Origin of the sequence: Mycolicibacterium mageritense (assembly GCF_010727475.1) — a bacterium.
Taxonomy (GTDB): domain Bacteria; phylum Actinomycetota; class Actinomycetes; order Mycobacteriales; family Mycobacteriaceae; genus Mycobacterium; species Mycobacterium mageritense.
The window spans coordinates 2,579,647-2,592,266 of the sequence record NZ_AP022567.1 but is presented as its reverse complement, the minus strand read 5'-3'; the positions used below and the strand labels follow the sequence as shown (position 1 = coordinate 2,592,266).

The window sequence follows — 12,620 nt, the reverse complement described above, 5'->3', positions numbered from 1 at the left end:
CCTCGTGGCAGCTACTATCGCTTGGGTGTCGGACGGCGAACAGGCCAAACCAAGACGACGCCGAGGCCGGCGCCGGGGCCGTCGTCGTGCGCAGCGCGCGGCCGGTCCACCCGTCGACAACAGCGAGCACACCACCGCCGAGACCGGCGAACCCGCCGCGAACGGCACTCCTGATGACAAGCCGACTCCGACACCCAAAGCCCAGCCCAAGCAGCACAAGCCCCGCCCCCGACGGGCTCCCGATCGGCTTCGCACGGTGCACGAGACCTCAGCGGGGGGCCTCGTGATCGACGGTATCGACGGCCCCAAGGACACCCAGCTGGCGGCGCTCATCGGCCGCGTCGACCGGCGCGGCCGTATGTTGTGGTCACTGCCCAAGGGGCACATCGAACTCGGCGAGACGGCCGAGCAGACCGCGATCCGGGAAGTCGCCGAGGAGACCGGCATCCAGGGCAGCGTGCTGGCTGCGCTGGGCAGCATCGACTACTGGTTTGTCACCGAGGGCCGACGCGTGCACAAGACGGTGCACCATTATCTGATGCGATTCCTCGGTGGTGAGCTGTCCGACGACGACGTCGAGGTCACCGAAGTCGCGTGGGTTCCGCTGCACGAACTGCCGTCCCGCCTGGCCTACGCCGACGAACGCCGCCTGGCCGAGGTCGCCGACGAGCTGATCGACAAACTGCACGCCGATGGGCCTGGCGCGCTGCCCCCACTCCCCCGCAGCGCACCGCGGCGCCGCCCCCAGACCCATTCGCACGCCCGCAATCACCGCCGCGACGATTCCGCTCAGCCCCAGCCCCGCCGGCGCACGAACGGATGCGGACAGGGACCGTGACCGCGCTCTCGGCGGCGCAGCGCTGGCCGTCGATCGTGACGCGCGCAGTGCTGGTTGTGGCGATCGTGATCCTCACCGCCATGCCCGCACTGGTGATGCCGCGCGCCGCCGCGGGTGAACCGGGTGCCGTGCCGTTCCTGCAGATCCGCATCGACCGCGTCTCACCCGAGGTGGTGACCACGACCAGTGAATCGGTCCTGACGGTCACCGGGGTCGTGCTCAACGTCGGTGACCGCCCGGTCCGCGACGTCGTGATCCGGCTCGAGCACGCCCGCGCGGTGACATCGTCGACAACGCTGCGCACCGACCTGACCGGCAATCTCGATCAGTTCGAACCAGTCGCCGACTTCACCACCGTGTCCCCGGAGATGCAGCGCGGCCAAGCCGTCCCGTTCTCGCTGTCCTTCCCGCTGCGTGCGGCCGACGGGCCGTCCCTGCACATCGAACAGCCCGGCGTGTACCCAGTCATGGTCAACGTCAACGGAACCCCGGACTATGGCGCGCCAGCACGCCTCGACGACGCGCGCTTCCTGCTCCCGGTACTCGGCGTGCCACCTGCCTCCGGACAACCCGACGAGGACCACACCGCGCCGAGTTCGCCCGCCGAGACGCTCGGCGCCGTGGTCCCGCCCGACACCTCCAAACCCGTGCAGCTCACGATGCTGTGGCCGCTGGCCGACCGGCCCCGGCTGGCCCCGGGCGCGCCGGGTGGCACGACGCCCGTCCGGCTGGTCGATGACGAGCTGGCGAACTCGCTGGCCTCGGGCGGCCGGTTGGACACCCTGCTGTCCGCAGTCGATTTCGCGACGGGCCCCACGGTCGACCCGGCCGGTCAGGTCCGCTCTGCGTTATGCCTGGCGGTCGATCCCGACCTGCTGGTGACCGTCAACGCCATGACGGCCGGCTACGTCGTCAACGACGGCCCCGAGGCGGGCCTCGCCACCCCTACCCATCCCGGCGCCGGGCAGGACGCCGCGATCGCGTGGCTCAACCGGTTGCGCGCCCTCGCACAGCGCATGTGCGTCACCCCGACCACCTACGCGCAAGCCGATCTCGACGCGCTGCACCGGGTCGGCGATCCGGGGCTGAGCGCGATCGCCACCAACGGCGCCGGCGACATCGTCGACCAGATCCTCGGCACCGCCACGATCCGCGGCGCGAGCATCGTCGGCGACGGGCCGTTGACCGGCCCCGCAGTCGACCTGCTCGCGGCCCAGGGCCAGACCGTGGCGATCGCGGCCGCCCACACCACCGCGCAAGACTCGGCCACCGGGGCGCCAGAAACCGCCGACGTGACACCTGTGCGCTACCGTCCCGACCTCGTGGCCGCGGGATTCGACCCCGCCTTGGGCGCCGCGCTGGCCGGCGCGGGCAGCGATCCCGTCAGCCCGTCCTATCTCGATCCGTCGCTGGAGATCCCGGTACGCCACGATTCGGCGACCGCACGCCGTCAGGATGCGCTCGGCGCGCTGCTCTGGCGCGGGCTCGCCACCGACGAGACCCCGCGCACCCAGATCCTGATGCCGCCGCTGGTCTGGAACCTGCATCCCGACGACGCCCAAGCGATCCTCACGTCGGTGGCCACGACAATCCATGCCGGCCTGGCCAATCCCCGACCCTTGACCGCGGTGATCGCCGAGGGCAACGCCATGCCCGCGACGCCCGTCGAGCCACCGCCCGCCGACAGCCTCGGCAATCCGCACAGCCGCATCGACGACGGCATCACCTCGGGCATCGCGGGCGTCACCGGCCGGCTGTGGGGCCTGACCGCGGCGCTGACCACCGACGAGCGGACCGGTCTGACGGGCACGCAGTACACGGCCCCGCTGCGGGAAGACATGCTGCGGGCGCTCAGCCAGTCGGTACCGCCCGAATCCCGCAACGGCCTGGCGCAGGAACGGCTCAACCGCGTCACCACGAGTGTCAACGACATGTTCCGGGCCGTCACGATCGTCAACCCCGGCGGCTCCTACACGCTGGCGACCGAACGCAGTCCCCTGCCGATGGCGCTGCGCAACGATCTGCCGGTACCGATCCGGGTGCGGTTACAGGTCGACGCCCCGCCCGGGATGACCGTCACCGACATGGGCGAGATCGAACTGCCGCCGGGCTACCTGCCGCTGCGTGTGCCGATCGAGGTGCACTTCACGCAGCGCGTCGCGGTCGACGTCGCGCTGCGCACCGCGGACGGCATGCCGCTGGGTGAACCGGTGCGGCTCTCTGTGCACTCCAATGCCTACGGCAAGGTGCTGTTCTTCATCACGCTCTCGGCGGGCGCCGTGCTGGTGTTGCTCGCGGGCCGCAGGCTGTGGCACCGGTTCCGCGGTCAGCCCGACCGCGCAGACCTCGACCGGCCCGACCCACTCGAAGTGGCCATGGCCTTTCCCGCCGATGACACCGCACCACCCGCGGACGGAAAATCATGACCACCCCGGGGCCGCCTACGCGTCCTCCCGTCGAGCCCGCGGCGAGCCCGCCCGCCCGCCCACCGGATCACCTGCCCGCCCGCCCACCGGATCACCTGCCCGCCCGCCCACCCGGACCGGCTCGTATCCCCCACTCCTCAACCACCCGTCGACCCGCAGGCCGCCCCGAACTCTCGGACGCCGCCGTCGTGTCGCGGTCGTGGGGCATGGCGTTCGCGACGCTGATCTCCCGGATCACGGGCTTCTTCCGCATCGTGCTGCTCGCCGCGATTCTCGGCGCCGCGCTGTCCAGTGCGTTCTCGGTGGCCAACCAGCTGCCGAACATGGTCGCGGCATTGGTGCTCGAGGCCACCTTCACCGCGATCTTCGTGCCGGTGCTCGCACGCGCAGAACGCGACGACGCCGACGGCGGCACGGCGTTCGTGCGCCGTCTCGTGACATTGGCGACGACACTGCTGCTGGTCGCCACCGTGCTCTCGGTGGCGTGTGCGCCGTGGCTGGTTCGGGTCATGCTGGGCAACGATCCACAGGTCAACAATCCGCTGACCGTCGCGTTCGCCTACCTGTTGCTGCCCCAGGTGCTGTTCTACGGGCTGACGTCGGTGTTCGGGGCGATCCTCAACACCCGCAACGTGTTCGGCCCGCCTGCCTGGGCGCCGGTGCTCAACAACGTGGTGGCCATCCTCACGCTCGGGCTGTACGTGCTGGTGCCCGGCGAGTTGTCCATCGACCCGGTGCAGATGGGCAACGCCAAACTGCTGGTGCTCGGCATCGGGACCACACTCGGTGTGGTCGTCCAGACGGTCGTGCTGCTGGTCGCGATCCGCCGCGAGCGCATCAGCCTGCGCCCGCTGTGGGGTATCGACGAGCGGCTCAAGAAGTTCGGTGCGATGGCCACCGCAATGGTGCTGTACGTGCTGATCAGTCAGGTCGGCTTCGTCGTCGGCAACCAGATCGCCAGCACCGCGGCCGCATCGGGGCCCGCGATCTACAACTACACATGGCTCGTGTTGCAGCTGCCGTTCGGCATGATCGGCGTCACGGTGCTCACGGTCGTGATGCCGCGGCTCAGCCGCAACGCGGCCGCCGACAACCTGCCCGCGATCCTCGCCGACCTGTCCCTGGCGACCCGGCTGACCATGATCACGCTCATCCCGATCGTCGCGATGATGACGGTCGGCGGGCCCGCGATCGGCAGCGCGCTCTTCGCGTACGGCAACTTCGGCGAAACCGACGCTGGCTATCTCGGCATGGCCATCACGCTTTCGGCCTTCACGCTCATCCCCTACGCGCTGGTGCTGCTGCAGCTGCGGGTGTTCTACGCCAGGGAACAGCCGTGGACGCCGATCATCATCATCGTCGTCATCACCGTCGTGAAGATCGCCGCGTCACTGGCGGCGCCGCATCTCACCGACAATCCCGATCTTGTGGCGGGCTACCTGGGGTTGGCCAACGGTCTGGGCTGGGTCGCGGGTGCCACGGTCGGCCACGTGCTGTTGCGCGCCAACCTGCGCCCGCGCGACGGGCGACTGCTCGACATGACCGTGGTGCGCACGATCCTCGTGACCATCACAGCATCGCTTTTGGCGGGGCTCATCGCACACGTGGCGGACGCGCTGCTCGGGCTCGAATCGTTGACCACGAAGGCCGGCGCCGCGGGATCGCTGCTGCGCCTGGTCGCCCTCGGATTGATCATGGTCCCGATCATCGTCGGAGTGCTGGTCGCGGCTCGCGTCCCCGAGGCGCTGGCCGCCGTGGCGGCGGTCCGTCGCCGGCTCGGCGTGCGGGGTGCCACCCAGGCCGGGCCGCCGAAAAAGGTAGCCGTGCAAACTAGCGGTGCGCCCGTCCAGCCACGGCCGCCTGGCCCCGTCACGTACGCTGATCAGAGGAATTCTTCTCCAAATCGGTGGCCGCCGAACCCGGCAGCCACCTGGGGTACGGCTCCGGTATCCGTTGCCGGGGCGGGGATGCGGAAAGGACCACCGGTGACCGACGAACCCGCGGGCGGCCCGGCGACCGGCCCTGAGGGCACGGCCACGACAAAGCTGCCTCGCGCGACGGCCGACGACTTCCAACCGGATGTGACCGAAGAGGTCGCCGCGCCCGAGAGCCCGACCACCGCCACACCCGCACCCACGACAGCCAACGGCGCCACCTCGGGACGGCCCCCTGCCGACTACGGCGGCGATCCGACGCGCGAACCGATCTCGTTCGCACCTCCGCACGAGCCCGCGGTCGAGTCGGCCACAGGTGAGGACGACGTCCATCTCATTCCGGGGGCCACCATCGCCGACGGTCGCTACCGGCTGCTGGTCTTCCACGGTGGGCCGCCGAACCTGCAGTTCTGGCAGGCGCTCGACACCGCGCTGGACCGTCAGGTCGCGCTGACGTTCGTCGATCCGGACGCGGCCATGCCCGATGACCAGGTGCAGGAAATCCTTTCGCGCACACTGAAACTCAGCCGGCTCGACACGCCGGGCATCGCCCGGGTGCTCGATGTGGCCCACAGCGGTTCCGGCGGGTTGATCGTGTCGGAGTGGATCCGCGGCGGCTCGCTCGCCGAAGTCGCCGACACCTCGCCGTCCCCCATCGGCGGGGCGCGCGCCATCCAATCGCTGGCCGCGGCGGCCGAGGCCGCGCACCGCGCCGGGGTCTGCCTGTCCATCGACCACCCCAGCCGGGTGCGCGTCAGCATCGAAGGCGATGTCGCGCTGGCGTTCCCCGCGACGCTGCCCGACGCGACACCCGACGACGACATCCGCGGGATCGGTGCCGCGCTGTACGCGCTGCTGGTCGATCGCTGGCCGCTGCCGGAATCCGGAACCCGCTCCGGTCTGGAACCCGCAGCGCTGGACTCGGCGGGTCAGCCGGTCGAACCCCGCGCCATCGACCGCGACATCCCGTTCCAGATCTCCGCCGCGGCGGCCCGCGCGGTGCAGCCGGGCGGCGGTATCCGCAGTGCACCCACCCTGCTGAACCTGCTGCACCAGGCGACCGCGATCGCCGACCGCACCGAGCTGCTGGAGTCCGTGGACGAACCCGACCACGTCGCGCCGGCTCGACGCGGCGAGGCTGCCCGTGAGACCGACGAGGTCGAGGAGAAGGCCCGCCGGCGCAAGGCGCTGTGGATCGGGCTGAGCGTCGCGGGCGCGATCATCGTCGTCGCGCTCGTGGTGCTGGCGTCGGTCCTCAGCAGCATCTTCGGTGACGTCGGAGGCGGGCTGAACAAAGACGAGCTCGGCCTGAACGCCCCGACGAGCGCGACCGAATCCGAAGGCGGCGACACCACCGCCACGGGCAGCACCGTGAAACCCACGCAGGTGACGGTGTTCTCGCCGGAAGGTGAGGCCGATTCGCCCGGTACGGCGTCGAATGCGATCGACGGAAATCCCGGCACCAGTTGGTCGACGGACACGTACTCCGACCCCGTCCCGTTCCCGGGCTTCAAGAACGGTGTGGGCTTGATGCTGCAGTTGCCGCAGTCCACCGTCGTCGGCTCGGTGACCCTCAACGTCTCCAGCACCGGCACGTCGGTGCAGATCCGGTCAGCGCAGTCGGCTTCGCCGTCATCGCTTTCGGACACCACGGAACTGTCCCCGCCGACCGCGCTGAAACCGGGGTCCAACACCATCTCGGTGAACAAGGCCGCGTCCACGCAGTACGTACTGGTGTGGATCTCGACACTCGGCACGGTCGACGGCAAGAGCCGCAGCGACATCTCGGAGATCACGGTCAAAGCCGCGGCCTGACCGAACTATCCCCACCCCGGCACCGGTCCTGACCAGGCGCTACGCGCTTCGCGGCAAACAAGTGTCACAGGTGGTCCCCGGCAACGCTTAGTGTTCGGCTGTGGGCAGGATCGGGGGGTCATCTCACGTGACACAGCAGGCAACACCACCGGATGACGCACGCTCCGACGCGGAGCTGCTCGCTGCCCATGTCGAGGGCGACCATCAGGCTTTCGCCGAGCTGGTGCACCGCCACGAGCGCCAGTTGCGCCGGCTCGCGTACCTCACGAGCCGTCATCACGACGACGCGGAAGACGCCTTTCAGGACGCGTTGCTGTCGGCGCACCGCACCGCGGCGTCCTTCCGCTACGACTCGGCGGTCAGCAGCTGGCTGTACCGCATCGTGGTCAACGCGTGCCTGGACCGGCTGCGGCGCGCCAAGAGTCAACCGGCGTCCGCGCCGTACGACGAGCTCGGCCGGATCGGACACCTACGGGATCCCCGTGGCGATCCGGCCCTGCACGTCGACACCGCGATCATGATCGAACGCGCGCTGCTGCAGCTTCCGGTCGACCAGCGCGCCGCCGTGGTCGCGGTGGACATGCAGGGCTACTCGGTGGCCGAGACCGCGCGGCTGCTTGGCATCGCGGAAGGCACCGTGAAGAGCCGCTGTGCGCGTGCCAGGGCCAAGCTCGCGCACTCGCTGCAGTACTTTGATCGCGATGAACGGCAGCCCGCACCCAGCGGCCGACGAACCGATCACCCCTGATCTGCTCGCCGACCTGCAGGCCGGGTTGCTCGACGACGACACCGCGGCGCGGCTGCGCCACCGCGTGCGCACCGACCCGGAGGCCGCCGCGACGCTCGCCGCGCTCGACCGGGTGCGGCGGGAGTTGTCCGCGCTGGGCACCGACAACGACTCGGCACCACCGTTACCGCCCGAATCAGCCCGGCGGGTTGCTGTGACCCTGCGCCATCTCGACCGCACGCCGCAGCACAGGTTACGAAAGACCGGCCTGGTGGCCAGCGTGTGCGCCGCGGTTCTCGCGATCGGTGTCGGCACCGCGATGCTGCTCAGGACGCCGGATCCGGTCAGGTCCAGCAGCGCGAGCATCAAGGATCTCACCCAGCCCGCGCCCGCGGCTGATCTCCAGCTGACCGACCAGCGGATTCTCGCGCTGTTGTCGGGCCGGCCCGACTTCGGGATGCTCAGCGACCCGAAGCGCCGGGCTGACTGCCTGACCGGCCTCGGCTACCCCGCCGGGGTCAAGGTCCTGGGCGCACAGCCACAGCAGTTCGCAGGCAAACCCGGGATTCTGATCCTTCTGCCCGACGACACACCCAACTCGATCGTCGCACTGGTCGTGGCGCCCGATTGCACGGCCGCACACACCGGGTTGCTGTCCCATACCGTGGTGAAACGGCCTTAGCTCGGGGCTAGCCCGTCCCACGGGCTCCATTGGGAACAGCCCGGCCTAGGCTTGCGTTAGAACCCATGCTGATTTTGCTCCTCGCGTCCGCGCCGCACATTCTGTCCCCGCGACCGCGACCGCGAAGGCAGCACCGGCAGAAAGGCCCACATGACCACCCCATCGACGGTCCATGACGTCATCATCATCGGTTCCGGCCCGGCCGGATACACCGCAGCCGTGTACGTGGCCCGCGCCCAGCTCAAGCCCCTGGTCTTCGAGGGCACGCAGTTCGGCGGCGCGTTGATGACCACCACCGAGGTGGAGAACTACCCGGGCTTCCGTAACGGCATCACGGGCCCCGAGCTCATGGACGAGATGCGTGAGCAGGCCCTGCGCTTCGGCGCCGACCTGCGCATGGAGGATGTCGACGCGGTATCGCTGGACGGTCCCGTGAAATCCGTCACTGTCGGAGACGAGACATTCCAGGCCCGCTCGGTGATCCTGGCGATGGGTGCCGCGGCCCGCCATCTCGGTGTGCCCGGCGAGGAGGCCCTGACGGGTATGGGTGTGAGCACGTGCGCGACGTGCGACGGGTTCTTCTTCCGCGACGAGGACATCGTGGTGGTGGGTGGCGGCGACTCTGCAATGGAGGAGGCGACTTTCCTCACGCGGTTCGCCCGCAGCGTGACCCTGGTGCATCGCCGCGACGAGTTCCGCGCCTCCAAGATCATGCTTGAGCGGGCCCAGGCCAACGAGAAGATCACGTTCCTGACCAACACCGAGATCACCGAGATCGAAGGCGATCCCAAGGTCACCGGTGTCCGGTTGCGCGACACCGTCACGGGCGAGGAGTCCAAGCTCGCGGTCACGGGCGTGTTCGTCGCGATCGGCCACGATCCGCGCTCGGATCTGGTGCGCGGTCAGGTCGACCTCGACGATGAGGGCTACGTACAGGTGGTCGGCCGGACCACCGCCACGTCGATCGAGGGCGTGTTCGCCGCGGGCGACCTGGTCGACCACACTTACCGGCAGGCCATCACCGCAGCAGGCAGCGGCTGCGCGGCGGCTATCGACACCGAACGTTGGCTCGCTGACAACGAATGAGCCCCAACAGTTTTCGAATCAAGCAGAGAGGCAGCCATGAGTGAGAACAGCGCAACCGTAGCCGTCACCGACGACTCGTTCTCGGCCGACGTCCTGACCAGCAGCACCCCTGTGCTGGTGGACTTTTGGGCGACGTGGTGCGGACCGTGCAAGATGGTCGCCCCGGTGCTCGAGGAGATCGCAACCGAGAAGGCCGGCGAGCTGACCGTCGCGAAGCTCGACGTGGACGCCAACCCTGCCACCGCACGGGATTTCCAGGTCGTGTCGATCCCGACCATGATCCTGTTCAAGGACGGCGCACCGGTCAAGCGCATCGTCGGGGCAAAAGGCAAGGCCGCGCTGCTGCGCGAGCTTGCTGACGCGCTCTGATCCACTCAAACGTAGGCGTTAGCGCACGTTAGAGCACCGTTAGATCGGCGGCGGATCCGCCTGGCGTTTTCCAGAATCGGGTCAAAATCTGAGACAATGCTGGCTAGCCAGTCCGGCAAACCGCCGGAAGTCAGCCTGGAGGGGCCCCGTATGTCGAGTCTGCGTCGCGGTGACCGTGGCGGTGCGGTCACCGAGATCCGGGCAGCATTGGCGGCACTCGGACTGATCGACAGTCCGGATGCCGATCTGACCACGGGCAAGCACGTCGCGCTCGATGCGTTCGACGACGAGCTTGACCACGCTGTCCGCGCATTTCAGCAGCACCGAGGACTTTTGGTCGACGGCATAGTCGGCGAAGCGACGTACCGCGCGTTGCGAGAGGCGTCCTACCGGCTCGGGGCCCGGACGCTCAACCATCAGTTCGGCGCACCGATGTACGGCGACGACGTCGCGACGCTGCAGGCCCGGCTGCAGGATCTCGGTTTCTACACCGGAATGGTGGACGGCCATTTCGGTCTGCAGACCCACAACGCGTTGTCCTCCTACCAGCGCGAGTACGGGTTGTATCCGGACGGCATCTGCGGCCCGGAAACCCTGCGCTCGCTGTACTTCCTGGGTTCACGCGTGACCGGCGGCTCACCGCACGCGATCCGTGAGGAAGAACTCGTTCGCCGGTCCGGTCCGAGACTGTCGGGCAAGCGCGTGATCATCGATCCGGGCCGCGGCGGCTCCGATCACGGACTGATCATGCACGGCCCGGACGGCCCCATCAGCGAAGCGGACATCCTGTGGGACTTGGCAAGTCGCCTGGAAGGCCGCATGACGGCCATCGGGATGGACACCTTCACGTCCCGCCCGCCCAACCGCAGCCCATCGGATGCGGAGCGGGCCGGCACCGCGAATACCGTTGGGGCCGACCTGATGATCAGCCTGCGGTGCGCGACACAGTCGAGCCCCGCGGCCAACGGTGTGGCGTCGTTCCACTTCGGTAATTCGCACGGCTCGGTGTCGACCATCGGGCGCAATCTCGCAGACTTCATTCAGCGGGAAGTTGTGGCCCGCACCGGATTACGCGATTGCCGTACCCATGGCCGCACCTGGGATCTGCTCCGGCTGACCCGCATGCCGACCGTGCAGGTCGACATCGGCTACATCACCAACCCGCGTGATCGTGGGCTGCTGGTCTCCACCCAGACGCGCGACGCGATCGCCGAAGGCATCCTCGCCGCGGTCAAACGCCTGTACCTGCTCGGCAAGAATGACCGCCCGACAGGGACTTTCACGTTCGCAGAGCTTCTGGCTCACGAGCTGTCGGTCGAACAGGCCAGCCGCGGCGCCTGATCCGCTCGCACGCCGGTTTTTCGTCACCGGCGGCGATTCGAACATGTTCGTGCACAGTCACTTCGGCCCAGGCCGACGGCTGAATGGTGTGCGCTGTCCGTTGTCACGTCATCTGAGGTTTTGCCACGCTATCTGAGGTATCGGCGTGTCTTTGCCATGCTATTTGAGGCTCGCGCATTCGATGACAACCGCCGGCACAAGAAGAACAAGCGCAAGAGCGGCAAGAACTAGAACGACACGGTAGGTAGGTTCGGATTCGTGCTCACACCGGTAGATCCCGCACTCGACGCCGTCATCGACGATCCCGAGTCAGTCATGGACTGGTACCGGGCCACCTCACAGGCTCAACAAGCCCTCCGCGATCAGATCAGGGCCGAAAGCATCGCGGTCAACTCCGCGTTCGAACAACTCGGTCTGGCCTTTGGCTGCTCGGCCAAAGTGTCGATCAACGTCACCGGCGGTGTGGTGCGTGGGGTCCACATCAACTCCACGTTCCAGGAGATCACCGCTGCCCAGTGGCAACAGATCGCAGTGTTCATGCGCGAACACGACCTCGACACCCTGGATGTGTTCAGCTCTCCGGACACCGATCTGGACTTTTTGCAGCATTTCGACTTTCTCACCGCGCTGAACTTCGGCGAGACGATCACCAATGTCGACGGCCTGCACTGTCTCACCGACAAGATGACCTGGATCGGGTGGGGCGCCAACCGCAAATTCTCCCTAGAGGTTCTGCGGCGTTTCCCGCACCTGCGGGTGCTGGCGGTCGGGCCCGCCAAAGACTTCGAGGTCGTGGCCGACCTGCGCGAACTGTGCTGGTTGAGCATGGATAACACTGGCCTGGCTGATCTGTCGATGGTCACCGGACTGCCGCATCTGCGCCGGGTCAGCATGGGCAGTGGAAAACCCCCCGACCTGAGTGCCCTGGCGACGCTGCCCGAACTGGAACTCCTCCAATTCGACCGGTGGCGCAAACTCGGCGACGCCGATCTCGCGCCGATCGCCGACTGTGTGAATCTGCGTGTGCTGGAAATAGATTCAGTCCCCAACATCACGACCCTGCCGGATATGTCGCGCTTGACCAAACTGCGCGTCGTCAGCCTGCAGAACATGAAAACCCTCGTCGATTTGGCCGGGTTGGCCGCTGCACCTAATCTGACGTGGGCCTGGATCGACTCGAAAGCCACCACCGCACAATCGGTCACCCCACTGGTCGGCCACCCAAAACTCACCTCACTGACGGTCGCCTGCCATACCGACGCCCTCTGCGAGCAGCTGCACGCCCTCATCCCCGCTGACGTGCACCAGAAATACACCTGGAACAACACCTACATCTACTACCGGGCTGCCATGTACCACCACACCGGCTCCCAGCCCGGACTGACCACATAGCCGTCAAGAA

The 12,620-nt window shown here is 68.1% G+C and carries 9 protein-coding genes; all 9 read left to right on the top strand.

Translation table 11 applies throughout. The annotated features are described in order from the left end of the window. Positions 1–25 precede the first annotated feature (25 nt). A complete protein-coding gene (locus G6N67_RS12170; RefSeq protein WP_051578579.1) occupies positions 26–838 on the top strand; it encodes an NUDIX hydrolase in 813 nt (270 codons plus the stop codon). After that, positions 820–3,264 carry a DUF6049 family protein gene (locus G6N67_RS12165; protein WP_179976821.1) on the top strand — a complete coding sequence of 815 codons (2,445 nt, stop codon included), beginning with the start codon at positions 820–822 and terminating at the stop codon, positions 3,262–3,264. The genes G6N67_RS12170 and G6N67_RS12165 overlap by 19 nt, the downstream gene beginning before the upstream one ends. After that, positions 3,261–7,013, top strand: a complete 3,753-nt coding sequence (gene murJ, locus G6N67_RS12160; RefSeq protein ID WP_163642172.1) for a murein biosynthesis integral membrane protein MurJ — start codon at positions 3,261–3,263, stop codon at positions 7,011–7,013. Before G6N67_RS12165 ends, murJ begins: the two co-directional genes overlap by 4 nt. Positions 7,014–7,140: 127 nt before the next feature. Beyond that, entirely contained in the window at positions 7,141–7,761 is a 621-nt protein-coding gene (gene sigM, locus G6N67_RS12155) for an RNA polymerase sigma factor SigM (protein ID WP_036430563.1), read from the top strand. After that, the gene (locus G6N67_RS12150; protein WP_036430561.1) at positions 7,715–8,422 is read left to right on the top strand and encodes an RsmA family anti-sigma factor; all 708 of its coding nucleotides are present in this window, start codon (positions 7,715–7,717) and stop codon (positions 8,420–8,422) included. Before sigM ends, G6N67_RS12150 begins: the two co-directional genes overlap by 47 nt. A gap of 150 nt (positions 8,423–8,572) precedes the next feature. Beyond that, entirely contained in the window at positions 8,573–9,508 is a 936-nt protein-coding gene (trxB, locus tag G6N67_RS12145; protein ID WP_036430559.1) for a thioredoxin-disulfide reductase, read from the top strand. A 36-nt stretch (positions 9,509–9,544) separates the two neighbouring features. After that, positions 9,545–9,877 (top strand): thioredoxin, encoded by a 333-nt coding sequence (trxA, locus tag G6N67_RS12140; protein WP_036430557.1) that lies wholly within the window; start codon positions 9,545–9,547, stop codon positions 9,875–9,877. 150 nt (positions 9,878–10,027) lie between these two features. After that, positions 10,028–11,218, top strand: a complete 1,191-nt coding sequence (locus G6N67_RS12135; protein ID WP_036430555.1) for an N-acetylmuramoyl-L-alanine amidase — start codon at positions 10,028–10,030, stop codon at positions 11,216–11,218. Positions 11,219–11,476: 258 nt separating this feature from the next. Beyond that, entirely contained in the window at positions 11,477–12,610 is a 1,134-nt protein-coding gene (locus G6N67_RS12130; RefSeq protein ID WP_036430553.1) for a leucine-rich repeat domain-containing protein, read from the top strand. Positions 12,611–12,620: the final 10 nt, after the last annotated feature.

Bases quoted from the DNA above. Each gene is read 5' to 3' on its own strand.
- G6N67_RS12135 (WP_036430555.1), top strand. From the start codon at position 10,028: ATGTCGAGTCTGCGTCGCGGTGACCGTGGCGGTGCGGTCACCGAGATC.
- trxB (WP_036430559.1), top strand. From the start codon at position 8,573: ATGACCACCCCATCGACGGTCCATGACGTCATCATCATCGGTTCCGGC.
- murJ (WP_163642172.1), top strand. From the start codon at position 3,261: ATGACCACCCCGGGGCCGCCTACGCGTCCTCCCGTCGAGCCCGCGGCG.
- G6N67_RS12165 (WP_179976821.1), top strand. From the start codon at position 820: ATGCGGACAGGGACCGTGACCGCGCTCTCGGCGGCGCAGCGCTGGCCG.
- G6N67_RS12150 (WP_036430561.1), top strand. From the start codon at position 7,715: ATGAACGGCAGCCCGCACCCAGCGGCCGACGAACCGATCACCCCTGAT.
- trxA (WP_036430557.1), top strand. From the start codon at position 9,545: ATGAGTGAGAACAGCGCAACCGTAGCCGTCACCGACGACTCGTTCTCG.